Source organism: Natronorubrum bangense (genome assembly GCF_004799645.1).
Lineage (GTDB): Archaea > Halobacteriota > Halobacteria > Halobacteriales > Natrialbaceae > Natronorubrum > Natronorubrum bangense.
Genome location: NZ_CP031307.1, coordinates 108,996 through 134,878 on the forward strand (window position 1 = coordinate 108,996; position 25,883 = coordinate 134,878).

At 58.0% G+C, this 25,883-nt stretch carries 18 protein-coding genes; 10 read left to right on the top strand and 8 right to left on the bottom strand.

Annotated features, from left to right (window positions below):
- Positions 1–177 precede the first annotated feature (177 nt).
- Together DV706_RS19805 and DV706_RS19810 are read right to left on the bottom strand one after the other, a co-directional pair.
- Positions 178–1,386 carry a hypothetical protein gene (locus DV706_RS19805; RefSeq protein ID WP_006067271.1) on the bottom strand — a complete coding sequence of 403 codons (1,209 nt, stop codon included), beginning with the start codon at positions 1,384–1,386 and terminating at the stop codon, positions 178–180.
- Between the two features lie 1,001 nt (positions 1,387–2,387).
- Positions 2,388–3,425 (bottom strand): DUF1616 domain-containing protein, encoded by a 1,038-nt coding sequence (locus DV706_RS19810; RefSeq protein ID WP_006067270.1) that lies wholly within the window; start codon positions 3,423–3,425, stop codon positions 2,388–2,390.
- Positions 3,426–3,767: 342 nt separating this feature from the next.
- On the opposite strand from DV706_RS19810, the gene DV706_RS19815 reads away from it, so the two are divergent.
- Positions 3,768–4,778, top strand: coding sequence for a GNAT family N-acetyltransferase (locus tag DV706_RS19815; RefSeq protein WP_049889935.1), 1,011 nt, complete (start codon positions 3,768–3,770; stop codon positions 4,776–4,778).
- Positions 4,779–4,994: 216 nt separating this feature from the next.
- Positions 4,995–6,608 carry an alkaline phosphatase family protein gene (locus tag DV706_RS19820; protein WP_006067268.1) on the top strand — a complete coding sequence of 538 codons (1,614 nt, stop codon included), beginning with the start codon at positions 4,995–4,997 and terminating at the stop codon, positions 6,606–6,608.
- A gap of 32 nt (positions 6,609–6,640) precedes the next feature.
- Here DV706_RS19820 and DV706_RS19825 read toward each other — a convergent pair whose 3' ends face one another.
- Both DV706_RS19825 and DV706_RS19830 read right to left on the bottom strand, forming a co-directional pair.
- Positions 6,641–7,477, bottom strand: a complete 837-nt coding sequence (locus tag DV706_RS19825) for a formyltransferase family protein (RefSeq protein ID WP_006067267.1) — start codon at positions 7,475–7,477, stop codon at positions 6,641–6,643.
- Positions 7,474–8,544: a polysaccharide deacetylase family protein gene (locus DV706_RS19830; RefSeq protein ID WP_240756933.1), complete on the bottom strand. Its 1,071-nt coding sequence runs from the start codon at positions 8,542–8,544 to the stop codon at positions 7,474–7,476. The genes DV706_RS19825 and DV706_RS19830 overlap by 4 nt, the downstream gene beginning before the upstream one ends.
- A 730-nt stretch (positions 8,545–9,274) precedes the next feature.
- On the opposite strand from DV706_RS19830, the gene DV706_RS19835 reads away from it, so the two are divergent.
- A complete protein-coding gene (locus DV706_RS19835) occupies positions 9,275–10,477 on the top strand; it encodes a carboxylate--amine ligase (protein ID WP_006067265.1) in 1,203 nt (400 codons plus the stop codon).
- A 193-nt stretch (positions 10,478–10,670) separates the two neighbouring features.
- A complete protein-coding gene (locus DV706_RS19840) occupies positions 10,671–11,000 on the top strand; it encodes a hypothetical protein (protein ID WP_006067264.1) in 330 nt (109 codons plus the stop codon).
- A gap of 198 nt (positions 11,001–11,198) precedes the next feature.
- On the opposite strand, the gene DV706_RS19845 is transcribed toward DV706_RS19840, so the two are convergent.
- The gene (locus tag DV706_RS19845) at positions 11,199–12,506 is read right to left on the bottom strand and encodes a hypothetical protein (RefSeq protein ID WP_006067263.1); all 1,308 of its coding nucleotides are present in this window, start codon (positions 12,504–12,506) and stop codon (positions 11,199–11,201) included.
- A 375-nt stretch (positions 12,507–12,881) separates the two neighbouring features.
- On the opposite strand from DV706_RS19845, the gene DV706_RS19850 reads away from it, so the two are divergent.
- From DV706_RS19850 to DV706_RS19860, 3 genes are all read left to right on the top strand, one after another.
- Positions 12,882–14,672, top strand: a complete 1,791-nt coding sequence (locus DV706_RS19850; protein ID WP_006067262.1) for a hypothetical protein — start codon at positions 12,882–12,884, stop codon at positions 14,670–14,672.
- A gap of 703 nt (positions 14,673–15,375) precedes the next feature.
- Positions 15,376–16,362 carry a hypothetical protein gene (locus DV706_RS19855; protein ID WP_049889930.1) on the top strand — a complete coding sequence of 329 codons (987 nt, stop codon included), beginning with the start codon at positions 15,376–15,378 and terminating at the stop codon, positions 16,360–16,362.
- A 396-nt stretch (positions 16,363–16,758) separates the two neighbouring features.
- Positions 16,759–18,591 carry a hypothetical protein gene (locus tag DV706_RS19860; RefSeq protein WP_006067260.1) on the top strand — a complete coding sequence of 611 codons (1,833 nt, stop codon included), beginning with the start codon at positions 16,759–16,761 and terminating at the stop codon, positions 18,589–18,591.
- Positions 18,592–19,178: 587 nt separating this feature from the next.
- Here the strand turns inward: DV706_RS19860 and DV706_RS19865 are convergent.
- The gene (locus tag DV706_RS19865) at positions 19,179–19,775 is read right to left on the bottom strand and encodes a DUF7344 domain-containing protein (protein ID WP_006067259.1); all 597 of its coding nucleotides are present in this window, start codon (positions 19,773–19,775) and stop codon (positions 19,179–19,181) included.
- Between the two features lie 771 nt (positions 19,776–20,546).
- Here DV706_RS19865 and DV706_RS19870 point away from each other — a divergent pair.
- From DV706_RS19870 to DV706_RS19880, 3 genes are all read left to right on the top strand, one after another.
- Positions 20,547–21,497 (top strand): transcription initiation factor IIB, encoded by a 951-nt coding sequence (locus DV706_RS19870; RefSeq protein ID WP_006067258.1) that lies wholly within the window; start codon positions 20,547–20,549, stop codon positions 21,495–21,497.
- 163 nt (positions 21,498–21,660) lie between these two features.
- A complete protein-coding gene (locus DV706_RS19875; RefSeq protein WP_049889929.1) occupies positions 21,661–23,790 on the top strand; it encodes a bacterio-opsin activator domain-containing protein in 2,130 nt (709 codons plus the stop codon).
- Positions 23,791–24,099: 309 nt separating this feature from the next.
- Positions 24,100–24,357 carry a hypothetical protein gene (locus DV706_RS19880; protein WP_006067256.1) on the top strand — a complete coding sequence of 86 codons (258 nt, stop codon included), beginning with the start codon at positions 24,100–24,102 and terminating at the stop codon, positions 24,355–24,357.
- 137 nt (positions 24,358–24,494) lie between these two features.
- On the opposite strand, the gene DV706_RS19885 is transcribed toward DV706_RS19880, so the two are convergent.
- The gene (locus DV706_RS19885; RefSeq protein WP_006067255.1) at positions 24,495–24,848 is read right to left on the bottom strand and encodes a winged helix-turn-helix domain-containing protein; all 354 of its coding nucleotides are present in this window, start codon (positions 24,846–24,848) and stop codon (positions 24,495–24,497) included.
- Positions 24,849–25,027: 179 nt separating this feature from the next.
- A complete protein-coding gene (gene otsB / locus DV706_RS19890; protein WP_006067254.1) occupies positions 25,028–25,882 on the bottom strand; it encodes a trehalose-phosphatase in 855 nt (284 codons plus the stop codon).
- Position 25,883: the final 1 nt, after the last annotated feature.

Consider the following 25,883-nt stretch of genomic DNA (forward strand, 5'->3'; position numbering starts at 1 on the left):
TGTTCTCGAACCATTCCACGCCGAAGAGTGCGGACAGTACCGGGTGTCTCCGATTCATCAACACCGACGATCACACGTTATGACTTTGTTATCGATTGATTTCTTTCTAGAACAGAACCCCGTGGACCGCTCGGGTGGACGAAATCAACGACTGTAACGGTGTTTGTGTTCGTGGCCTCATTCGGCCCCGGCGTTGATGTAGTACAACTCGAAATCACCGTTCGACTGGATGCGGTCGACCCCCTGCTCGGTCGTTGCCGACTGCAGATCCTGCTCTGTGTACCGCAGGCCGTGGTAGGCGTGTTGCTCGCGCTCGTAATCTGCCTTCGTGAGTATCAGATAGCGATCCGAATCGTAGGACGACACCAATCCATCTTCGACCGCCGATTCGGAGGCGCTCTCGTGTGACCGCATACGTTCTTCGTTCCCGTGAATCGCGTCGTCGAATCGGTCAATAGTACCCCGAAGACCGACAAACTCGATGTCGTCACTCTGGTTTGCGAACGCTGTCTCGTAGCCGTTCATCGATGAGTCGGTGACGTGTGGCGACGCGTTGTAGATGTACGGCGAGGGGAAAATTACGAGTAACGAAGCCACCAGCAGAATGGCGAACCCGACCGAGAAGATTGGTTGGACGCTGCGGCGGGAGAGACGGCGCGAGAGCGACGTGAATCCAATCGTGATGGCGACCGAGCCAAGCACGATGGCAAAGACCATCATCAGCCCAAAGACACGGAAGTATATCTCTGACCCGGAAGCAATAAAGTAGAGGACGAACAGCGCACCGAGCGCGGCAAGACCGGCGGTGAAGTACGCCGTCATCGCTGGCACAGCCTCATACTGCGTTCGGACACCGAGCCCGAACACGGCAACAATCAGACCGGCGACGAGTAATATCATCACCAGACTCGTTCCGAAGAGTTTGAGAAAGATTTCGGTCATGCTCGCGCCAATCGTGCTCAGCGACGCCCCCTGAGACGCGACGGCTGCTCCTGCCTCTCCGGTTCCGAAAATAAAGTCAGCGGCCGAAGTCGCGATGTATTCGACCGTATCGAGGTAGAACCCGACACTGGCAGTCCAGGCCAGAAACACGACAAGTAAAAGCAACGTCTGTCCGTACAGCGGCCGGTGGGATCGAATCGTGCTCGCGACCGTGGATCGACTGCTCTCGGCCGTGGACCGACGAGCGAAAAACTGTACGAGACAGATCGCGATAGCGACAGGCAAGAGATGCGCGACGAGTTGGGGGTGATACACGACCGCTGCAACCGATAAGAGTGCAAGGGTTGCCCCGGCAGTAGACACCACCGCCTCACTCTGATCCGATTGGAGGTACTTCGTGAGTACGTACACGAAAAGCGCCGAAAACAGCACTGCCTGTGTCATTGGGTGGGGATGATGATGCGTAGCAATCGTGGTTATCGGAAGTAACAGGAATGCTGAAAAAGTCGCAATAGTGGTTGCTTCTGGTGTTGGTATAATATTTCTTACACATAGTGGGATGAACACGAGAAATATAATCGTCGCAAGTAACGTGACGAACAACATTGCTCGAGAAATCGGAATTCCGATAGCTGCGCTGATAAACGTCCCACTCGTGTGAATGCCAGGATAGGCGAGATCTGTCGGAAGAATAGATCCGTCGCTGATAGCCGTCGCCCATCCAAGATGAGTCAACGCGTCGTGGTGTCCATAGTACTGGTAGTTCCGGATGAGTGGCAAACCAGTGAAGACGACCATTACAAGTCCGCCGAGGGCGAGTGCAATCGAACGACTTCCTCGATGAGCGCTCGAGAAAGGAACGAACGAAACGGCCAACGCGATGGCCAGCGCAACGAGCAGACCAACCCAGACGGCCGAAGGCGTCATCGAGTAAATCGACAGCTCGTATCCAATTGCTGGAGTGGCGTGGGCAACGAGTGCGCTCCCAGCTAGCGCGAGGAATCCGATCGACAGAATCAGTCTTGTGATTATTTCGTCATCCGCGATTGAGTGAGTTGACATTCGAAGCTGCTACAGCGTTTTCTGATAACAGACCTTGTTATTCACTGGTTTCTATACGTAACACAGCCAATACCCGCATCACAGCTTTTGCAGCGTTGGTTTCGAAGTTTTTGCTTCAACGACGCCACGCAAGCCCCGTCCTCAGAGCGCCGAAGGCGCTCAGGGCGGGGTAGTTGACATGGGAAACGTATGCGACTCGAGGGTGCAACCGACAGCGCCGTAAATAAGCGATCCTCAACGAAGGCACAATCGGAATGTAATACCCACGCCGACGACAAACGAGACGGCGAGGTGGACCTCTCGGAAAGACAGTTCAAACACCCGTGGGGAGGTCAAACTCGTAAAAAAGTTCGCACAAGCGGTGGCAGTCCCGCTAACAGAGCTTACTCGTCGTCGAGGTCTTCGCCGATCTCGGTCCAGAAGTAGCCGTGACGATAGGCGTTGTCGGTGGTTGGTGTCTCGGGAACTTCGTCGTCGTACAGCAACACCGCAATTCGAACGCTTCCGCTTTCAGCGTTCGGTGTAACGTTCTGTTCGTCTGTTTCAGTGACACCGTCACTGACACTGTGCTCGGTCCGTTGTAACTCCGTCCGCTCGGAGACGTCGCCATCGTTGATCCACTGTTCTTGGATGACGACGGTGTAGTCCTTATCCTGACCTTCCTGGTTCTCGATAGCGGTTATAAACGACATCGATTCGCCAGGCTCGATATCCGAGGGGTAGCCAGCAGCAACTAGTTCACCCGAATCGTCTTCGGTGAGCAACTGGAGGTCGGTGTACTGTTCGCCCTGCTGTGGGGAGACGAGCGCGTAGCCGACACTCGTCAGGGCAAGAAGCATACTGACGACGAGGACCACGTTGACAGCGGTATGGACAGTCGATCCTGTTCCGAATATCGCCGTCCGGAGGGCACCGAGTGTTCGACCGAGACGGAACTGATATCGGTCACGGACAGGCACTCGAAATCGTCTGATACTGGCGACAGCGACACCAGCCAAGACAAAGCTGCTCACGATGCCGACCACGGTCGAGGTGGTAAACCCCCACGAGAAAAAAGCGATGACAAGTCCGAGCAGCGGAAGAAGTGCGAAACTCAGGCCGAACGCGAGTGCGACGCGTTCGACATCGGTCACATCCCACGTCTGTCCGATTAGTGGCGTTGACTCGGTCGTTTCAATCGGTGACGTGCGGGGAAACAGAACCGAGACCATGGCATACCCGGGTGCGAGAAACAACAGCGGAAAGCCGACTGCGGCTCGCACGACCGGAGATGTGACGTCGACAGCTGTCAGCAGTATGGTTGCAACAGCGACGAATCCAGCAACGCCAACGAGATCGGTCGGGATCCGGGCGAAGAGATGTTTGATGTCTAGCCCAACGGCTGCAAACGGCCGAAACGTTCGGTTCAGGATGTCTTTCATTTATTCGTCAGTTATACGGATATCGATCGTTCCCGTCATTGTTACTAGTCGCATAACCGACTATTCAGCCCGGCTACCAGTTTGGCAGTCGATAAACGATCAAACCAGCCAGCGACCAGAACCGGCAGGATTCGGTGTAGAGGGCGGAGATGCGAGGGCACAGCAGCCAGCGATAGCTCACTGTTCTGTGGCAGGATTTCGCTTCCCCATCGAACCCAACTCGAGTGGCCAGAACGACAGAAACAGGATGCTTACAAAGTGATCGGACCGCGATTTCGGTCGTATGAAACGCCGAGCGACCCACGACAGCACTCGAGCAGCCATCTCCGGGTGGTCGAACAGATGAGTATCGACGTCCGCGTCGCGACAGACGACGACCTGGAGCGATGGAACGGCTACGTCGCACAGTCGCCACAGGGGACGCTGTGTCACGAACTCGAGGCGCTACGAGTCCAGGCCGAACACGCAGACGCGAAGATCCACCCACTGATCGGGTTCAAAGGGCAGGAGCCGGTTGGACTGTTTCCCGTCTTCGAGATTGCGAAGCAGTTCGTCACGACGGTGTTCTCCCCACCCCCACACCTCCGCGTGCCGTATCTCGGGCCGGCGTTTCTGAACATGGGGAAACTGAAACAGCGAAAGCGCGAGCGTCGCCGCCAGCGGTTCATGGACGGCTGTTTCGAGTGGATCGAGTCGGAACTGAATCCGAAGTACGGCCACATTCGAACGGCGACGGCGTTCGAGGATTCGCGGCCGTTCAAGTGGAACGCCTACGACGTGACACCGGAGTACACCTACGCCGTCGACCTCACCGTCGGAAAAGAGGATCTCCTGATGTCGTTCAGCAGCGACGCCCGAAGCAACATCCGGAACACCGACGACGACGCCTACGAGGTCACAGTCGGCGGCCCCGAAGAGATTCGCCTGATCCACGAGCAGGTGAAACACCGGTATGAGTCCCAGGACATCAGCTTTGGCGTCCCAGTCGAGTTCGTCCTCGAGCTCGCCGATCGAACCGAGAACGGCCACGTGCGGCCGTACACCCTTCGTGTGGACGGCGAGTTCGTCGGCGGCATCCTGGCGCTTGAGTACGACGGCACCACGGGTCGGTGGATGGGCGGAGTGCGGACCGACGCCGACGTCGACGTGCCGACGAACGATCTGCTCGACTGGGGAATTATGAACGACGGCCTCGAGAACGGCCTCGAGACGTACGATCTCGTGGGAGCCGACACGCGCCGGATCAATCGATACAAAGCGAAGTTCAACCCCGACCTAGAGACGTACTACAGCCTCGAGTACGGCTCGTGGGGGATGCGAACGATCGCGTCGCTGTACGACAGTGTCAAGTGACTGAGATTCGAGATCGGAAGCGTCTCATCCAGCGGAGCACCCGTTTTGTCTCTCTGTGCCAAAGAGGAGACGTGGTAGGGCATGATTTCGCCGCTGCTTTTGAGAGGGAGTCAGCGTTCGGTCCGTCCGCTGTGGCACCAGGCTATGTCCGGTAAACGTAGACGCTGCTGGTAATCTAGGTCATAACGAAAGGTCAGTATCGTGGAGGTGTCGGTGATGAGCGACAAATCTTCCCTTCACACGCTGCTCGTCGGGATCGACGCAGCCTGTGACCGGGTACTCGAGCCGCTGTTCGAAGCTGACGAGATACCGACCCTCGAGTCGATTTACCGAGAGGGAACGAGTGGACCGCTCGAGTCCCAGATCCCACCGTGGACGGCGAGCGCGTGGCCCTCGTTATATACGGGAATGAACCCCGGCAAACATGGGGTCTACGGCTTTCTCTCGTTCGATGGCTACGACTGGGACGTGGTCAACGCGACCGACGTCCACGAGCGAACACTGTGGGAACTGCTCGACCGCCACGAGATCACGAGCGCGGTCGTCAACGTCCCCGTCACGCATCCGCCACGAGAGTTCGATGGCGCGCTGATTCCAGGCTACACCGCCCCGGAGGACCCCGACTGTCATCCCGCTGGGCTGCTCGAGGACGTCCGGGAGGCGATCGGTGAGTACCGTGTCTACCCCAACGAGGACGCAGCCGACCTCGGGCAGGCGTACACTGACTGCGTGCGCATGCGAGGAGAGGCGTTTCGCTACCTCGCCGATGAGTACGAGCCCGAGTTCGGGTTCGTCGAGTTCCAGGCGACTGATTCGATCTTTCACGAGCGGCCGGACGACGACGCGGCGATTCGATCGATCTACCGCGAGGTCGACCAGCAGTTGGCCGAGATCCTCGAGACAACGGAGCCGGCAAACGTGATCGTCGCGAGCGATCACGGAATGGGGCCATACGACGGACTGGAGTTCCGCGTCAACGACTACCTCCGTGAAGAAGGCTTCGTGACGACCGCAAGCGGCGGTCGGGGAATGCCAAACTGGGCGACAGTGCGGGACGGAAATCTCAAGGAGGGTGACGACACGACACGACACGAGGCCGGCGTCGCCGAGCGAGCGATGGCGACCGCTGCCGGGTTCGGGCTGACGAGCCAGCGTATCGGGGCCGCCCTCGAGCGACTCGGGCTCGACGAGTTCGTCGAATCGCACGCCCCAACGGGGATGGTCAACGCGGGAGCAACGCAAGTCGACTTCCCCGATTCGACCGCGTACGTCCGCTCGCGGATCGAACTCGGCGTTCGGATGAACCTCGAGGGCCGCGAGCCGGACGGCGTCGTCCCGCCAGACGCATACGAGGAAGTTCGAACTCGACTCATCGACGCCCTGCGATCGGTTCGAACGCCCGAGGGGGAGCCCGTCTTCGAGGCTGTTCGACCCCGCGAAGAGTACTTCCACGGACCCGAGAGCGAGGATGCCGTCGACATCGTGACCGTCCCGGCCGACTTTGAGCACTTCCTGTCGGCGACGCTACGAGACGAGCAGTTCGGCCCGCCAAGCGAGCCGTGGAACCACAAACTCGAGGGAACGGTCGCGGCTCGAGGCGACGAGATCGAGCCCACAGCGGGCGTCGGGGACGCCCACCTCTTCGATATCGCTCCGACGGTCCTCTCGACGTTCGGGATTCCGTTCGACCAGCGGATGGACGGCACACCGCTGCCGTGTGTCGACGCAGCCGGAACGGAGCAGTATCCACGGTTCGATAGGACACAGTCGGTCGAAACAGCGGACGACGATGTCGAAAAACGACTCGCAGATCTCGGCTATCTCGAGTAATGGAGGCGAGGATTACCCAAATCGGGAGACGATCACTCGATGACGTGGTTTTGCACTTTTCCCCTGATATTTTTGAGTTCGATCCGGACGGTATCGACCAGCCCCGGGCACGTGTATAGCGGCCCGAGCTCGTCAGTGTGCGTGGATCCGAATTCCGGATCTTCGAGTCGAGTGCACGCAGTTGTCAGCATGTCAGTAGAATGGTCAAAGAGTCTTTGTCTGACACTCTGCCACGTCCGACAGTCAGCGATATCGATCGTCTTCTCAACGACAATCTCGCCACCGTCAAGGGTCGAAGTCAGCCGCTGAAGCGTGACACCGGCAGTCCGCTCGTCGTTCGCAAACTCCCAGACACCGGGTGAGCGACCTCGGTACTCCCTGATGTTGCCGTGGTGGTAGCTTAATACACCGTGTGACGGCGCTGATAGGACGTCTCCCTTGATGATACCGAACCCACGGCGAAACAGCAGATCCAGCTCTGCCGACTCGATCCGCTTAATCGCTGCCGCCGGAAGCCGGTTACCGATGCCATCAGCAGGCTCCGGTCGAGCGTGGACGATTTCTGCATCGTCGAACCATGCTCGGTCCTCGAGCGGTATTTTTTCCAGATACCAGGGTGTGCTGGCGAGTTGGTGCCAAGCCAGCACGGGTGTCCACGCACCGTACTCCCTCGCGGCGGCGGCGTATCGCTGCCACGGAATCGACGACCCTGCTGTATCGGTGTCGGCCGGACTGTCAGCTGGTGGGAGTATTACCTGTGCTACCGAAACACCGGCGTCTCGTATCGCCGTTTCGACAGCCTCGAGAGCCCACCGTTCCATTACTGGTTCATCTAACAGGATACCGATAGTGAGTCCGTCGTCAGTCATGCATCGTGGTCGAAGGAATGATCTAACGGGGCGTTCGCTGGTTTCGGTTGACCGACCTCTCGTGTCGGGCACAGGTCGTCTTGCTGTGCCTGTGCCGAAAGGTCGTCGTGGGGTGCTCGCTGTTCGTACTCGTACTGGAGATCTTTCATCGTTCGGACGCGAATATCACCCATCTCCTGTATTTCGGAGAGCTGTCGAACGAACGATTTGGCCTGTGGCCACTGTTTCTCGTTTGAGAAGTCGTACAGGTGACTCCAGTAGTGAACGAACGAATCAGTAGTCGCTGCAGCATCGATCCCTTGTCTGAGGTTGCGTTCGTGTAGGCGCTGTCGAACGAACAGTGGGATCGAACGATACACAGGATGTGGTTCAGACGTTCCCGTCTGCAAGAACGGGGCAGCAAAGGTAATATACTCCGGACTGTACGACTCCAGAACGCCCTGCCTGACGGCTGGTTCTACTGCCGGGTGGCTTCCGAAAAGAATGTCGTACAACTTCCCAACAGCTGTCGCGGGGTGATGTTCATCGTGTGCCTTGTAGTGGGGAGTCCGTTTTGTTCGAATCCCGGTGTCAACAAGGACATCCGATGGCGGAGTGCTGTGGCGTGGTGGAACGATTGAACCGGTTTTTCCAAGGCCGTGTTCGTCGTGCACTCGTTGTGCCCGGTTGAGTTCCCACCGAACGATTTCGGGATCAACTTCGTTACACTCTATGTGAGAGTAGGTGTGCGTACAGATCTCGTGATCGGTACGCCGCGAGCGGATGTCATCGATCAGATCCGGCGCATAAAACTCGGGGTCTTCATCGACGGACGTACCCGGGTCAACATCCCACCAATCTTCATCGTGTGGGCCGTCATGCGTTCCATCACAACTCTCGTGGAGCAGATGCCCGACGATGTTGAACGTGATCGGCACGTCGTATTCTTCACACTGATCGAGCAACCGAGAGAGATGTCGCGTTTCCGCCTCTCGGTTCTCACTGAGTTTATCGAATTTATTGAACCGAACCAGCCCCCATCCCAGTTCGATTTCGATACTGATAGTTACTGTTCCAACCATTGTCATATATTTATGACTTGCCCAGTATCTTCAGTATGAATCGGATTATAAATTAGAAATAAAAGGCTGATTGAGTTTTATCAGCGAACCACCGATCGAGTGCGGCGGATTCGGGTTCAAGAACGTTGCATACACAGACTGAACTGGATCGTGACGGGCGCGTCGCAGAACAGGTGCCCAGCGGTCCCAGTGCCATTGCTCTCTACGAAAGGGCCCACACCGGTGACAGTGCGGACGGCGGTACTGACGCGACGACAGCACCGGAATAGTGCCTGCAACGTCAACGCAGACGCTCCGCTGGTCGCAGCGCTCGTATTCTCGAGGATCAACGATCGGCGTCGGTTCGTCGACATCCGTTCACGGACGATCAACACCGAACGGAGGTGAAATTACTCACTCAGACGGTCCACTGTGAGCCATTTCCGGCGCGACCGCGACACGTCCTGCGATCGCGCCGATACATCGTTACAGTAGTCCGTGTCACGTCAGCGCTTACGAGTAGCCGGAATGGAACACCGTTACTGCGTTCGGAGAACCGCACTGAGGCTTGCTCGTTGCCGACTCGCTCCGGGTTCACAACACCCGGTCTCGACATGGACGCCGCTACCGTCGAAGACGCGCTCATCGTGGTTTCGGGGAATTGATCGATCTCGAGACCGCCGTAGCCGACGGCTGAGGCCCTCAAGAGTTACGTTAGCCACGACATAACATTTCTACCCCATATTGGAGTGTTCGTATGGACAACTCCGCCTGGAACGGGAACGAGTCAGTCGTCGTTCCGGGGATCGCCGCACCGAGTACGGTCGCGTGTGCGAGATCGCTCGGCAGACGTGGGATCCGGACAATCGTCGTCTCGAGTGATGAAACAACCCCGGCATTTCAGTCGAAGTACTGTGACGAGGCTGTGCGCGTGCCGTCGCCACACGAGGATCTCGTGGCGTACAAGGAGGCACTGCGCTCGCTTGCCATGCGCCCGGACGTGCGGACGATCATTCCCGTTCGGGAGCCGGACATCTACGTGTTATCGAAGTACAGAGACGAGTTCGCCGAGTACGTGAGCACTCCATGGCCGACGTTTGAGACGCTCGCACGAGCACAGGATCGGATGCGACTGTTCGATGCAGCCGACACAGCGGGTGTCGCAGCGCCGGAAACGGCTCTGTTTACGACGGAACCCGACCAGGAGCGCAAGTGGATCGTCAAACCACGGTATACGATTCTCGGAGACGAGTACGTCGACGAGTACACGCCCGAAACCTGTATCGCACCGCCGTCGACCCAGTATCTCGAGTCAACCCGAGGTGCCACAACGGAAGACATTCACACGGAGATGCACCACGTGCCGCTGGTCCAGGAGTACGTCTCGACGACCGAAGAGTACGGCTTCTTCGCGCTGTACGACGAGGGCGATCCACTGGCGACCTTCCAGCACCGACAGCGACGCGGTTACAGCTACGCTGGCGGCCCAAGTTCCTTTCGCGAATCGGTCGACATTCCGGCCCTCGAAGAAGCCGGGCTGGGGCTGCTCGACGAACTCGACTGGCACGGGCTCGCGATGGTCGAGTTTCTGCACGACGAGGAGACGGGTGAGTTCAAACTCATGGAAGTCAACCCACGATTCTGGTCGTCGCTTCCGTTCTCCGTTCAGACCGGCTCGGACTTCCCCTACTACTACTGGTTGTTGGCAAACGGCGAACAGGACCTGATCGACCACGAGTATCAGTCGGGAATCGGTGGCCATCTCCTCCGTGGCGAACTGCTGTATCTCCACTCGGTGCTCACAAAAGATATCGACCTCGTCGAGAAGCCATCAGTGACGGAGGCAGTAACAGACGTAGCGTGGTCGCTGTACGACCAGCCACGATTTGACTACCTCAGTCGCGACGATCCACGTCCATTCGTTCGCGATCTCTGGAACACGCTCTCGGCGCTCCGGTAGGCGACCGATTTGTCGGACAACACGGCGCCGAATGTCGATTAGCTACCGCCAACTGAGGGATCCCATGTCCGTTTGTTATCAAGTCCTGGATGACTATCCTCTCGTCATGCTGTATCTGACTGCCTAAATTTCTCACATAGCTACCAATGTTTCGACAAGAAGGCTTATGCCGCAGAGACAGACTTACCGAAGTATGGCACGCGACACACCGGTACAGAACCAGGTTGCCACGTCAGAATCAGAACCGCTCCCGAATCTCGTGACGATCATCGGCCGCGGCGTTCCCTCGAGTTTCGAAATTACCGTCGACGGCGAGATCGAGATGGACGCGCACGATCCGTTCGCCGAGGGAACGGTGGTCTCGGGAAGCGTCGCAGAAGGAGCGATCGACGTCGGCGTTCAGCGGTTCCGCTTTGCCGGACAGGTGACGAACGTCCACGTCGTCGACTGGAACGGCGTCGAAGCACCGGATTCCGCGAGCGTCCCGGACGTCCACGTTGATTACGGCGTTCCAGAACGGTAGTTCGATCGAGCCGGATAGGGCGCAGTTTTGCTGGTAAGTCACACAGTTAGTGATGACTCGAGCGCGGCTCTCGGCCCGGTATTGACGGTTTCGGCTGGTTCATGCGATCGATGTTGTGGTCCACGCCGGCTGACGGGGCCACGCGGGCAGGAGGACGATCCAGTGGCGACGCCCAGAGACTGTCCCGACACGAGTCCGTTACCGGCTGGTGCGAACGCGTCGTAGTCCCGACTTCGCCGTCGTCCAGGCAGGATAGACGGTGTTATAGACGGGAGCGGGTGCATTTCTCGCGCCCGCGCGGAGGAGTCGGTGTGACAGCGGTGGTTCGGACTCAGAAACCAGATCGTCGAGATCAGCCTGCTCGAACCACTCGAAAAACGCCGCCGCTTCGGTGGATCGGGGCTCCGTTTCGCGCGCTCGCTCCCGAATGTCCGCCCACATATGACGCTCGTCTTGCCCAAGGACCCACTGCCCGTCCTCGAGTGCGGTCCGGATCTCACGGTAGTCTTGGTCTGAAAATGGGTAGCCGTGTGCCGTCGGCTCGAGTCCGGAGAGCGACAGTCCGACAGCAGTTCGGTAACACTTTTCACATTCTCCGCAGTTGCCGTCCATCCGGTCGTTGCAGGTCTGGAGTTCGAGCGTTGGCGCCTCATCTCGGATGTAGTCCGCGATGACGTCCAGACGTTCCTGACGAGTGAGTTCGTAGCCGTCGTGGTGACACTGGGTGCCAGCCCACCGGACGTGATTGTCGATATCGGGCCGTGATCCCCACTCGAGGTCGATCCCCTCCCAGTGGGTTGCGGCGACGTAGAGATCCTCGATACCGCGGGCGTAGGCCATCGGCGCGCAGAGACCAAGCAGCCCGAGGCCATGGCCGACGGAGCTGTACCACGCGCCGTCGACGTAGCGTTTGTAGTGGGCCAGCAACATCGGATGGGCGAGAAAGGAAAGCATGTTCGACTCAAGAAACGCCGTCTCGAGCTCGTGGTCGTCGGCGAACGACGAGACACGCGAGTGGAGATGGTCCCAGTTGTCGTCGTCGGCCGGCTCGGGCGTGATCGTCCAGCCACGGATACTGATGAGCGTCGGCGACTCATCGCGATGGCGGACGTACGAACACGTCGAGTCGACGCCGCCGGTAAAAAGCAGTCCGCTCTCGCCGCTCGCCTCGGGATCGATATCAACCGTCTCTTTTGCATAGAGCGTGCCGCCCTCGAGGAACTCGTGCATCGAGCACAGCGTCGTCTTGACGTCTTCGAGAGCATTCGCGAACGTTGTATCCACTTCGTCGACGTAGACGTCGGCCCCATTCGCCCACGCGACAGGACAGACCTGTGCGAGGACTGGGATTGCGAGGATACCCTCAGGAACGTCCTCGATGGGGACGTCGTAATCGGTTCGGAACGGTTCGTTCGTAAAAAACCGCTCGAGGTCGGCGGACGTCCGTACGTCCGACTCGAGGGTCGTGCCGTCGGCGCTGACGTGGTCGATGACGATGGATGACATAGGGATAGGTCGGACTGGATTACAGTGACGAAACTGCGTGCACCGGTTGCGGTCATCTCGACGGATTACGGACGGGTACAAAAAGCATCAGAACCGTTGATGGTTCGACAATCGAAAATGCAACCCATACACGTCAGTTCACGGTCGATAAGGGTTGCGTACATCGGTTCAGAAGTCGAAACAGACGAAAGACGCCTCTACGGTGGCTCTGGTGGCAACTGCGGAAACAGAGGCGACCAATGGGCCGGTGAGAACGAACAGGGGGGGGCTGTCTCCCAGCAAAATAAGAGCCGGATAACAAACCGCTGGCTCGAGGACCGTTCCTCAAGACATGCGTATCGACATTGGAACGGAGCGCGATTCCCTCGAGAGCAGATGAAACAGTCGACACTCAACGTGACGTTCGCCGTAGGATTTCTTGCAGCAGCGGTTGGACTCCTTGTGGCACGGGCGAACCCTGCGACTAGCTACGAGTCGTCGATATATACGGGCACACCGACGGCAACGTGGGTCGCCTTCGCCATCGCGTTGGCGATTGCCGTCAGTACAGTACTGATCTGTCGTGGCCGCGAACAGGCGCTCGGGATCGGACTCGGTGCAACGACGGTCACGGGAATCGTCAGTCTCCCGGTGATCAGGAACTACCGCTTTTCCGGGATGGGGGATGCACTCACGCATCTCGGATGGGCACGGGATATCACCAGAGGTGAGTTAGCTCCCCACGAGCTATTTTATCCCGCCGCTCACTCGATCGGGTCGGTCTTTCACTACGTCGGTGGCATCCCGATCGAACGCGGATTGCTTTTTACCATGATCATCCTGTTCGTTCCGTTCCTGATTTTCATCCCACTGGTCGTTCGAGAGCTGACCGGAGCCAGTCTGGCAATCGGAGCCGGGGCGATCGTTTCCTGGATGATACTACCGATCAACAACATCGCGACGCACATGGGCGTCCATACGAACTCGAACGCCCTCTTTTTGGTTCCCGTTGTCATCTTCGCGGTCCTTGCCTATCTCCGTCGCCGAGCCGCGATCGAGCGGCTACCGCTTGGCCTCTCACCGTTTAGCCTCCTGCTGTTCCTGTCTGGGGTTGGACTTCTGTTGGTCCACCCACAGCAGATGGTCAACATCGTCATCCTGATCGGAGCAATCAGCGTCGTGCAGTTCGTCGTCCGACGTCGTTACGACGATCATCCGATCCTCGACCATCCAACCATGTACGCACACACGGTCGTCCTTGGGGTCGTCTTTACCCTCTGGGCGGCGAGCAACGAACGATTCAGGGGCGCCCTCGTCGGGCTCGTTACCGGGATCTTCGCTGAAGACATCGGTGGTGGCGCAGAAGTCGATCAGCGTGACTCCTCGCTTGCAGAGATCGGCGGCAGTCTCGGCGAACTGTTCGTCACGATGTTTCTCGATCTAGCACTGATCTCGCTGGTCGTCGGACTCTTCATCTTGCTGGTGTGGCTCGGCCGGACCGGTCTTGATCCCGAAACGAAAGCGATAGTCAACTATCTCTCGCTCTCGCTGGTGCCACTGACCGGACTGTTCGCCGTCTACTTTCTTGGGACTCCGGTGATGTCGTTTCGCCAACTCGGCTTTATCGCCGTCATCCTGACGATCCTTGCAGGAGTCGCCATCGCACGTGCTGTCGGCGGGCTCTCGAACTATATTACGAGACCAGGAGGCAACGCCGTCGCAGCAGTTGGGCTCGGTGCCTGTCTCGTGCTGGGACTGATGACCGTGTTCGCCTCACCGATGATCTACGATCCCGGACAACACATCACCGATCAGAAATTCAGCGGCTACGAAACCGGTCTGGCACATGCCGACGATGACATTCCCCACGCGGGAATGGGCTATGACCCCTATCGGTACGACCACGGCCTCAACGGAGTGGAAGCTGACGAGGCACTGAGCGGTGCAACAGTTGCGACCGGCGACGTCGACCCAGAGGAATTCGAAGCTGGCAACTACGATACGGCGTACCACGACAGGGATTACTACTTCATTATGACGCAGTACGATATTACCCGCGAGATCGAAGTCTATCAGGAACTCTATCACAGCGAGGCGTCACTCGAGGAGTTCGAAACCTCCCCAGGGACCAACAAGGTGATTTCGAACGACGAGTTCCGAATGTACGCTGTTGCCGGCGCGGAGTAACACGGGGAAGTCACGTCAAGCCATCATCACGGCTTTTGCTCGAGGGGGGCTGATACCGATACGGCCTTTTTAGTTTCGCGCACACGCGCGAGACACCCCAGCGTTCCAGAACATCCCACTCCGCCGGTCACTGACGACGAAGGAAATCAACACCACGGGACGGTATCCACGCGACACTCCACGGGGAGCCTGCTGTGGCCTGTCGCCGATCGAAAACGGAGATCAACCAGCAGTCAGTCAACAAACAGCGGTCTGTTCTCGAGTCTATTTCACTCATCTACTCACTCTTACCGTCCCAACTCAACACAGGCAACTCCTCCACTGACAGAACGTCGTGGCTACGCCCACTCGACAGCTGGTCGGTCACCGACCGACCCACATTCCATTCCCACGTCGGTTTCGGCCAAGTAATAACGGACTTTCGCCATCAGTTCGGCCTCGTAAACAAACGGCGTCGACGTCTCGCTGTCGATCGCGACGATCACGAATCAGGTAGTAGACTGCTTCTCGAGCGTCGTAAGATGATATTTCTGCAGAAAAATCGTCTTACTCGAGTGGCGATTTGCCGGCTAGTCATTCATATATTCGTGGAAGAAAAGTCACAAAATATGTTGTATTAGGCAACGTTAGAAATATATTCTGTAAATTTTATCTACAACGACAAAGAAAAGTTTATGGCTGTAAGGGCAGGTTACGCAAGTGTATGGCGCAGAACCCCCGTACGTCTGAGACGGACACTACGCCGAATGCAAGCCGTAACAGTGGATTAAGCCGCCGCAGCTACGTGCGCTCGCTCGCTGCGGTCGCAACTGCAGCAGCCACTCTCGGCGCAACCGGCACAACCGCCGCTGAGGACGACTACGAGGAGACCGAAGCCACCGGCACGCCTGCCGCAGAAGGCGACTACGAAGAGATCGAAGCCAGTGGCCAGACCATCACCATCGGTGACGGTGAGACCTGGGAGAACAAACTGATCGATATGACGACCGGCCAAGACATCGTCATTACCACCAGCGGCAGTGACTGGACGATCCGAAACATCGGCTTCAAAGGAGAGAACACGTCCGGAACCGGCTCCGCGACGTTCGGTATCTCCGACTCCGGTGGCTCGAGCACGGTCGAGAACGTCTACCTCGGTGACGGCTCCGACGAGCGAAACGGAAGTTCGTCCGGGCACGGGCAAACTGCATTCTGGGTCAACCCAGACCACGCCGGCCACATCGACTTCGAGAACGTCAACATTCAGGGCTTCGCCGACAACGCGATCTACGCCTCCGCGCCCGGCAACGCCGGCGGTGGCACGATCCACATCGACAGCTGTTTCGCTGCCAACTGTTATGTCTCGCACTTCCGACTCGCAACGGAAGGCAGCAAGGTGACGAACTCGAGCGTGTACGTCGGCAACGAGGGCTATGCGGGCCGTGGCATCTGGGCCTGGTCGCCCGGCACGATCGAAGTCGAAGGCTGCCAGATCGAGATGAACGGCCAGCACACCGCAATCGACGCCGGTGCCAACGGTCAGGGTACGAACGTCGTGGTCCGCGATACCGACTACGACGACGCAGCCGGCATCGCCGAACACGCTGGCTCGACCGTCCAACTCGAGGGCGACACGGGCACCGATCCCGAGGCGTTCATTCCGGACGGAACACCGACCAGCGCTGAAGAGGCAGCAGCCGGCAGCAACTGACGCTGCGAGATTGAAAACAGATTCCCGCTGACGCATCCTCCACTTCACTGACGTACCCTCCACCCTGCTGACGCATCCTCCACTTCGCTGATTCGGGCAGGTGTTTTTGACCGACTTCGTCGAACTGTTTTTGCTCGGTATTCACTGGCGCTGTAATCAGGAGTCAGAATCGAGTAGTAATAGTATATTACCAACCAGAGAGTGGGACATCTCGAGTGCAAAACAGCGGTAAAACTGTCTTACTCGGGAAATCGCGATCGTCCCACAATATATAAAATATCGTGATAGAACTGCGTTCATTTCTTTATAGAACATACACAGAGTATACAAAGTCTGTAAATTTTAAGTAAGATAGAAGAGAAAGTTTATGGTGGTAGTATCATATTACCCGATTGCATGGCACGCGAATCTTCGGTACTGAACGATAGCGAATCCGCTGACAGCGAGGACCAGTCGGCGGACGAGAGCGGTAATAGCGGATTACTCCACCGGCGGTCGTACATGAAGTTGGCCGGTGCAACGACCGCAGCAGCAGCGGCGTTCGGAGCAAGCGCAAGCGCCGACGAAAACGACTACGACGTTATCCGCGCACGCGGCCAGGTGATCAATATCGGCCGCGGAGAGACGTTCGAGAACAAGCTCATCGACGTGTCAACGGGTAACAGTGTCCTGTTGAACGTTACGGGGGCAGATTCAGTGATTCGAAACATCGGGTTCGAAGGCCTCTATCGCGGCGATCAGTTCCTGGTGTCGATCAATGCCGATCGCGGTGACATTCTCTTCGAAAACATCTATATGGGGGATGGGGCGACCAAAGAAGGCTCGAGTTTCGTCCACGGGCCTGGTGCAGTCTTCATGCACCGCGGCAACGACGCAAGCGTGACGTTCCGACGCTGCAACGTCCAAGGATTCCCGAACAACGGCTTTTACTGTTCAAACACCGCATCCGGACCGAGCAGTGTCCACTTCGATACCTGCTTTGGAAAGAACAACGGCGTCACGACGTTCCGCTGTGCAAGCGGCAATGACGTGATCGAAAACTGTGTCGCGTACAACGACAACACCGACTACGGCCCCGGCTACGGTGGCTACACCGAGACCAACGGTCGGCCGGTATGGGTCTGGAACGGCGGCACCGTGACGATTCGAGACTCACACTTCGCCGACGGACCGTACCCCTACTCACTCGTCGCCGGCGCGAACGGCTCGCCCGGCAGCGTCAACTTCGAGAGCGGTGGCTACCGAGGAGACATTCAGCGTGCGAGCGGGTCGACCGTCTCCGTCGGTGACGCCGTCTCGACCTCGCCGGATCTCTCGGTCCCCGACGGCGTTCCGACCTCGGCAGAGGCAGCTGCGTCGGGAACTGCAAGCGCCGACAGTGGGACGGGCGGCGCAGACAGCACCGACGATGAAGCCGATGAAGAGGACGACGATCAGCTTCCAAACGTCATCCTCTTCGACGGAGACGACTCGGACGTAACCCGATACGAGTTCGAAGTCGACGGCGATGTCGAACCATCGAACTACGAGGGCGCGACGATCGACGATGAAGCCGAGATCGAAGACTCGCTTGCAAGCGGCGTCGTCGCAGACTGGAAAGACGCGTTCCGCTTTTCCGGCGACCTCGAGGAACTCACCGTCGACGGCCCGGCGACAGTGCTGGTCAACGACGAAGCGATCGATCCGGCAGACTACGGCGACGACCTCCCACACGTCCTCGAGGTCGAGGGCCAGGGGTCGCCGACGAGTTTCGAGATTACGGTCGAAGGGACGATCGAACTCGCTGGCGACGATGATCCCGAAGACGAAGCGACGACGGTTTCGGGTTCGACAGGCCAGAGTACTGTCACCGACGGGACCCAGACGTTCCGATTTTCGGGTGCACTGACAGACGTCACGCTCATCGATGGTGAGGCGACAGTCAGCCTCGATGGAGAGGAAATCGATCCAGCCGACTACGGCGACCACGAGGTACTCCCTCACGCACTCGTTATCGACGGAACGAACGCTTCGGAGCCAAGTACGTACTCCTTCGAGGCCAGTGGTGCCGTTGTTAAGTCGACCTACCGAGACGCCACGATCGACGACGAGGACGTCGTCGAGGGCCGAGCCGTTCGCGGCGCCGTCAGTAACTGGCTCGATGCCTACTGGTTTGACGGCGATATCGAGGAGTTCACGCTCTGTGGCGACGCGACCGTTGACGTCCAGTACAACGTTCGCGAGCAGTAAAGGACTCGCTGTGCTCGTACACCGATAACCGGTATCGAAAACCAGTCTTCTCACTTCTCGCGGTAATCCGGCAATCGACGCTCTCCGTCTGAGCGATAGAGCAAGCGGGACAGTCACGTAAGCTGTGCGATCGTCTCACGTGGATCGATGACGCCACTTGCTGTGACCAACGCCCCAGAAGCGATGCCAATCGAGATGGAGCTGGATACGGCCTGATACTGCCAGCCAACAGTCAGTAACCGCCCGATCGCGTCTCACGGCTCGTCACCGTCGGCGACGACCGTTCGCGTGCGACCGGTGCGTAAATCGTGTTGTCCGGCAGTATGAACTGTCGGAAGCGACGAGACACGTGTCGACTGTCGAGACGAGTTCGATTTAAAAACGGCCCCCGCGCCTGAAACGGGAACAGCTGCTGGCACGCGAACTGCTCCGGTACTGGATGACGGTCGTCGGGAGCCAGTCGTCCGTTCGGGATCCGTGAATAAAAGTCCTTCTTCCCCCATAATCGACCTGTCTGAAACCGCTGGATCAGTCATCGGCGCTAGTGGCCGAGCCTGTAAGCGGGGCTGAAGAACGTTTCAGAGCAGTTACTTGATGCGTGATAGTTTGCCGTCGACAGTGCGTTCCTGTTGACGGTTCGTAACGACGTGTGCAGCCGAAAGGAGGAAAAACGCGACGACAACGATACCAGCGACACCGAGCGTGGGGATGGCCGACAGCGGTGGCAGGCCAAGAAAGGCCCCAGTAACAAGCGCTGCACCGACGACACTCAGTGCAGCATACCATCGATCCCACCGATCCTGTCGATGCGTATCCGTATCGAGATACATCATCAATAGATCGGCATTGTCCGCAAGCGAGATCAGCCCTCGATCCTGGTCGTACTCGACGATTCCAGCGTCATCCATCTTCGGAAGATGAGTCTGATAGAGGGCGACATACACCCGCTTGCGCTGATCAGAGCTGAGTGCGGCGACGTCAGTATCGTTCTCCCAGGCGGCGATCTGCTCGGCGAGTTCACCGAGTGTCACTGTTTCCTCGGCCTCGAGCAAGTATGCAAGCACTTCGCGGCGACGTCGGTTTTTCAGGAGTTCGAAAATAACGTCTTTCGAGAGTCGTTGTTCCTCGCCTGAGTCGGCCACTGACGCGATTTCATCGGGAAGCGAGGTGTCTATCGAAGACATTATTCGTGGCCTCCGGACTCAGGAATCCCAGTTGAGCCTGTATCTGGTAAATTATGGAACGCAAAACAGTGGCTATACTGTTTAGTCGACGGGAGCGGCATCGTTCTTGATCTGCAAGTCGCAATCACGGTTGACACACCAAGTTGTACACCAATACTGACACTCTTAAGCACAGCCACGTTTCGCACCGGCTGCAAAGCAGGTACGGATCGACTTCTCGGCCTCGAGAGTGTCGGAGCTGACCGCCGAGTCGAGACCCGTTTGCCGTCGAAAGCCGGGAGGCCAAGTATCAGACGGTTGTGCGTGTGTATCGGTTGCGTACGGATGAAACGATCGTATAGTCGTTGGAGCGTGGAGTGGAGGGGCCGAAACGTGGCCGGAAACCAAACGGGAAGGGTGCGACACGACACTGGTACGGAACGTTTGCTGCCTCGAACATAAAGACGAGCGACAGTTCGATTCAAAAAGCTGAATTTATGGAATGAATGCGTGATTTACGGTGGGCAATCACCGGAACTATACCCACATTTCATGTGGGTAGCTCACATTGCACATGGCAGGGCGAGGACGTCAGGCAGGACGCTTCGCCCACAGCGAACCGATGGGACACGGCTTCGGCACGAATCAGTCGATCGCTTGATCGGGCACAGCGACGCTGAATCGCTGTCTTCCTTCTCTTCGTCAAACGTCACCGACCACACTAGTAAGTCCGGGTTTCTCACGAAACCATGTTACCCCCTTACAATGCCTGCACGGATGCATTTATTACTGATGACGCGGTCCCTCATCGATCATACAGAGAAAGAAGCAGAAAAGACAGAGCCCGGGCTGTGTCCGGACTGTGAGACCGAGACGATCGTACACGACCCGGACCGCGGCGAGCGAGTCTGCAAGGAGTGTGGGCTCGTCTTAACCGAAGATCCGATCGACTACGGCCCGGAGTGGCGGGCGTTTAATGCCCAAGAACACAACGAACTCTCTCGAGTCGGTGCACCGCTCACACAGTCGATGCACGACCGAGGGCTGACGACGACGATCGACTGGCGGAACAAAGACGCCAACGGACACTCGATGTCGGCCGACAAGCACGGCCAGCTCCATCGGCTTCGTGTCTGGCAGGAACGGATCAGAACGAAAAACGCAGGCGAACGCAATCTCAAATACGCCCTCTCGGAGATCGACCGGATGGTCAGTGCCTTAGGCGTCCCAAAACCCGTCAAAGAGACTGCAAGCGTAATCTACAGGCAGGCACTCGAGCAAGATCTCATCCGCGGTCGATCGATCGAAGGGGTCGCGACCAGCGCCCTCTATACCGCCTGTCGAAAGGAAGACATTCCACGCAGTCTCGAAGAAGTAACCGCTGTTTCACGGGTCGACCAACGGGAGATCGGACGGACGTATCGATACATCGCCGACGAACTCGACATCAACCTGGAGCCGACGAACCCTCGTCAGTTCGTCCCCCGCTTTTGCTCTGAACTCAACGTCGACAAAGACGTCGAGACGAAAGCCGTCGAGATTATCGACCAAACGACCCAACAGGGACTCCACTCGGGGAAATCGCCAACCGGGTTCGCCGCCGCGGCCATCTACGCCGCCGGACTCCTCTGTGACGAGACGATTCCACAGCGAGCAGTCGCCGACACTGCACAGACGACCGTCGTTACCGTTCGCAATCGATATCGCGAGCAACTCGAGGCGATCGATCAGACGCCAGCCTGATCACGGAGACGTACCCTCAGGACGCATCCGCTCGGTTCTGCTGCGGTCGTATAGCCGTTTGCCGGCGAGGGTAACTGACCAGTAGTCTTTTGTTCTGTCATTGTCTTGTCTCAGAAAGACGACGCCAGCTAATTACGATTGGCAACCGCCAGCTCAGATCATCATGTCCCAGAACCGATCCGGCTCAATCCTCCATGTGACGGCGAGTCACTCGAGTTCGTTCGAGACGCGACTCCGTGAAGCCACACCGTTTGACGTTCAGTCGGTCTCGCCAGCAGCCGATTTCGAGGCGGTGCTTGGTTCTGAAACTGTCGCCCCCGAAATTCGAAATGAAGACGGCGCAAACGAGCCCGTTGCCGTTACCCTCGAGTTCGAATGTCCGGAGCGGACAACGGCAGTACTCGAGCGAATCAACGACGCCACATCGTCGATTCCGACAATCGTCGTTCCACCGTCAGGGAGTGAGGCGCTTGCCGCGGCTGCAGTGCGAGCGGATGCGGACGACTACGTGCGGCCCGACCGCGAGGAGAATCCTGTCGAGCGAATTATCGAGACGGTCGACTCGAGTCGGGCGGAAGATGCTGTGGAATTGCACACAGACGAATCGACAGCGGGAGCGTCAATAGCAGAAACAGCAGCGGAGACGTCAACAAAAGGAGCGTCAACAGCCGAGAAAACAGCAGACGAATCGACGCACGGAGCAGCCGAAAACGAGTATCACCAAGTGCTCGCGAACGAGCTCCCCGACGAGGCGTTTGTCATCACCGCCGACGGGACCTACGTCGAGGCGAGTGTCCGTCCAGGAGCTGCCGATCTGTACACGGTATCGAGCGATGAGTTGACCGGGAACCAACTTGAGGACGTATTTGCAGCGGACATGGCGTCGAAGTTACAGACGTGTATCGATCGAACGCTCGCGACCGATGATATCCAGTCGATCGAGTACGGAGTCAAAACGATTGATGGCGATCGACGGTATGAGGCGCGAGTCGTCCCGATCAACGAACGGATCGAGGGGCAACGCGCTGTTGTCTGGCTTGCAAGAGATATCACCGAACGGGTCGAACGAGAGCGCGAACTCCGATCGCGACAAAACCAACTCGAGACACTCAACAAAATCAATGCGGTCGTCGGACAGGTGATCGAGACACTGGTTGAGGCCCACTCCAGAGAGACGATCGAGCACAAAGTCTGTGATCAACTCGTCGACTCCGAGCTGTACTGTGGCTCCTGGATCGCCGAACACACGGGCGAGAGATCGCTTGCGTACCGAACAGGGGCCGGCAGTGCCAAAACGTATCTCGAGTACGTCACCGACGCCACCGTCGATCATGGATGGCTGGCTCGACGAGCCGTCCAGACGGGAACAATCCAGACACAGACAGCGATTTCGGAAACTGAAACCGTCCCCGACCAGCTGCAGGATGGTGCACGGGAAGACGGGGTCAGATCCGCAATCGCCGTTCCAATCAGCCACAACGAGTCGATCTATGGCGTTTTAACTGTCCTTTCAGACCGTGCAGAAGCGTTTAGTGAGGGAGAACGGGCCGGGTTCGGGCTGCTCGGCGAGACGATCGGTTTTACCATCATGGCCGTCCGGAACCGCCAACTGCTGTTTGCCGATACCGTCATCGAACTCGAGTTTCGAATCGACGACGGAGACACGTTCTCGTTCGGTCTCTCCAGAGAGTACGACTGTACCTGCTCGCTCGAGTGGGCCGGCACGACCTCAGACGGTCACACTGTCCAGTACGTCACCGTCGAGGGGATCGGTTGTGAAACCGTTCTCGAAGCGGCAGCCGCACACGAGTCGATCGAAGAGTGTCGGCGTATTCACGACGGGAACGACAGCTGCACGGTCGAGATGTCCCTCTCGAAATCGGGTGTCCGCGCGCTGGCAAACCACGGGGCAACGATCAGAGAGATTACCGTTGAAAACGGTGTTGGGACCTGTCTGGTAGAAGTGTCACAGAGTGCGGACGTCCGAGAGATCGCGGATGCACTGACCGTTATTTACGATGATACGGAACTCGTCGCTCGGCGGGAAGTCGATCGGCCGGTGCGAACGGCAGCCGAGCGATGCAACCGGATTCTGGATCAGCTCACCGATCGACAGCTGACGACGTTGCGACTCGCCTACTACGGCGGCTTTTTCGAGTGGCCACGTGAGAGTACCGGGGAGGATGTCGCCGAAGCAATGGGCGTCTCACCGCCGACGATGCACCAGCATCTGCGGAAAGGGCTCAAAAGCGTTCTCAGCGAGTTTTTCGAAATTACCGAGGAACGATCGTAACGCCGAACGCGTGTGTGTTCACTGTCGATACGAACGGGTTCGCGCGGTGGGCTGCTGGCAGTTGACACAGTGTGATACTGATGAGGAACAGAGCACGCCGGCGGCGTTGATCGGGATACGAGTGGTGTCGACTCGGTAGCCGCCGTTGTTTTCACCTCGCGCAAGATGTATCATCGATACCGACACTCATGAGATAATAAAAGTACTCTATGTGAACCCAAATGGCGATGCAGAAAACTCGACACCGTTCGAGTGAATGGGGACGACGGATTCCAGCGGCCAGCCAACGGGGGATACACAGCCGTGGTAATGGACGTACCCGTCGATTCGCTCTATGAGGGATCGAACGGCCACTACTACACCGACTGTCAGATTGCGAGGCGTCTCCGTACCGAGCGATGGAAGCCGTGTATCCGGCAGCGTGATCCGGATCGGCGACTGGTGGAAACGGGAGACGGGAATTTGCTGCTTTTAATACCGACCGACACCCTTCCCGAGTGGGCGGAACTCCGGATCGACGACCGCGGCGCTCGTATCGTCGATACGCGGGGCCCACTACCGAAGTAATCACACCGCGCCCAGTTGAGCTGGTAGCCCACGGGCGTCGTCCGCTCGCGGCGCACAAGACATGCACAAGGAGACTACAGCACACCAGACAAGCGTGTCTGGGGACCGCTATTGACGACAAACGACGGGAGAGACGATTATTCGTCGTCGTCAACTTCGTCCTCGCCACGGACGAAACCGGCCTGCGTGCCGCCATTCTGTTCGACGCTACCTGCGTTGGGCCCCTCGATGAGCGACTCGAAATCATCGACGTCGTCGTACTGATCACGATAGACAACTGCTGCTTTTCCCATCGGCGTGATCTCGTACAAGCCAGACCGTTCTGCTGGCCCGATCTTGGATACAAGGCCGTAATCTTCCAAAACAGGCAGCCGAGTGTTGATGTTCTTGCGGCTTTTCCCCGTGTGTGCAGCGAGATTCGTTGCAACGTTTCGCCCCTTGTCCTCAAGTTCTTCGAGAATCAAGAAATCAGTAGGCTGACGTAGTTTCACTATCGTTCACTCTCACTAAGTACTCTATTTCCAGTGGTAACTAATACTTTCGACTTCTTTGTTTGTGTTTTATCCGGAGGATCATCGGAATAGCGTCTCACAATCGAAACAGGATGTCGCACGCAGATCAAATACCAGTAGACGACCGACAGCAATCGGTCAGTTCGGGAGTTGCCTGTTCACAGCCGACCACCGTCGAGAGACGACCCGTCGACAGCGTTCGACCGAGTGACATCCCGTTCGAGAAGGTCAACACCGACTGAACCAAGCCAGTCTAACACTGCCGCCACCTCAGTCGGCGAGTCGATTCGACAAGACGCCGCGGACGGCTCGTCGCCACCAACTCGAATCCCAATTCCGTCGTGTTCGACGGTCCGGAACGCCGACTCATCGGTTACGTCGTCACCGATATAGATCGGCACCGTCTCGGGAGGCATATCCGCCGCGATCAACGCGACCGCGTTTCCCTTCCCCCAGGGAATCGACGGACCGATCTCGAAGATCCGTTTCCCGGTCGAAACCTCAAGCGCACCACCTCCAAGCCGGTCAACGATCGCCTGCGTGTGCCGCCGAACGACTGGCCGAGCGCTGGATGGCACGGCTCTGACGTGAACCGTCCCCGTCAGTCGTTTGTTTTCGAGTCGACAGTTCGGCACCGGCGCGAGAACCGTCTCAAGTGTCTCATACACGGTCTCGAGTCGTGACACCCGTTTGCGAGCGATTGGGTGGACAGCGACCGATCCACGGCGGGCAAGTTCGAGGCCGTGATTGCCGGCGTACGTCTTCGGACCCTCGATACGACTGCGAACATCTGCCAACGCGCGGCCGCTGACGATTGCCGTTGACACTGTGGGTTCCGACGCAAGAGTCGCCAACGCAGCCTCGTTCTCCGGGGTCGGTGCAGCCTCGTCCGGATCGTCGACGATCGGAGCAAGCGTGCCATCGAAGTCCAGACAGAGCAGGAGTCGTGATGCCGCCGTGAGTGTCGAGCGGAGCCGTGCCCGCTGCTCGTCGATCGGACGCGGGGTTGTCATC

Bases quoted from the DNA above. Each gene is read 5' to 3' on its own strand.
- DV706_RS19805 (WP_006067271.1), bottom strand. From the start codon at position 1,386: ATGACACAGGCAGTGCTGTTTTCGGCGCTTTTCGTGTACGTACTCACG.
- DV706_RS19810 (WP_006067270.1), bottom strand. From the start codon at position 3,425: ATGAAAGACATCCTGAACCGAACGTTTCGGCCGTTTGCAGCCGTTGGG.
- DV706_RS19830 (WP_240756933.1), bottom strand. From the start codon at position 8,544: ATGACAATGGTTGGAACAGTAACTATCAGTATCGAAATCGAACTGGGA.
- DV706_RS19875 (WP_049889929.1), top strand. From the start codon at position 21,661: ATGTCCCAGAACCGATCCGGCTCAATCCTCCATGTGACGGCGAGTCAC.
- DV706_RS19815 (WP_049889935.1), top strand. From the start codon at position 3,768: ATGAGTATCGACGTCCGCGTCGCGACAGACGACGACCTGGAGCGATGG.
- DV706_RS19825 (WP_006067267.1), bottom strand. From the start codon at position 7,477: ATGACTGACGACGGACTCACTATCGGTATCCTGTTAGATGAACCAGTA.
- DV706_RS19865 (WP_006067259.1), bottom strand. From the start codon at position 19,775: ATGTCTTCGATAGACACCTCGCTTCCCGATGAAATCGCGTCAGTGGCC.
- DV706_RS19870 (WP_006067258.1), top strand. From the start codon at position 20,547: ATGACGCGGTCCCTCATCGATCATACAGAGAAAGAAGCAGAAAAGACA.
- otsB (WP_006067254.1), bottom strand. From the start codon at position 25,882: ATGACAACCCCGCGTCCGATCGACGAGCAGCGGGCACGGCTCCGCTCG.
- DV706_RS19835 (WP_006067265.1), top strand. From the start codon at position 9,275: ATGGACAACTCCGCCTGGAACGGGAACGAGTCAGTCGTCGTTCCGGGG.
- DV706_RS19850 (WP_006067262.1), top strand. From the start codon at position 12,882: ATGAAACAGTCGACACTCAACGTGACGTTCGCCGTAGGATTTCTTGCA.
- DV706_RS19840 (WP_006067264.1), top strand. From the start codon at position 10,671: ATGGCACGCGACACACCGGTACAGAACCAGGTTGCCACGTCAGAATCA.
- DV706_RS19860 (WP_006067260.1), top strand. From the start codon at position 16,759: ATGGCACGCGAATCTTCGGTACTGAACGATAGCGAATCCGCTGACAGC.
- DV706_RS19855 (WP_049889930.1), top strand. From the start codon at position 15,376: ATGGCGCAGAACCCCCGTACGTCTGAGACGGACACTACGCCGAATGCA.
- DV706_RS19845 (WP_006067263.1), bottom strand. From the start codon at position 12,506: ATGTCATCCATCGTCATCGACCACGTCAGCGCCGACGGCACGACCCTC.
- DV706_RS19880 (WP_006067256.1), top strand. From the start codon at position 24,100: ATGGACGTACCCGTCGATTCGCTCTATGAGGGATCGAACGGCCACTAC.
- DV706_RS19820 (WP_006067268.1), top strand. From the start codon at position 4,995: ATGAGCGACAAATCTTCCCTTCACACGCTGCTCGTCGGGATCGACGCA.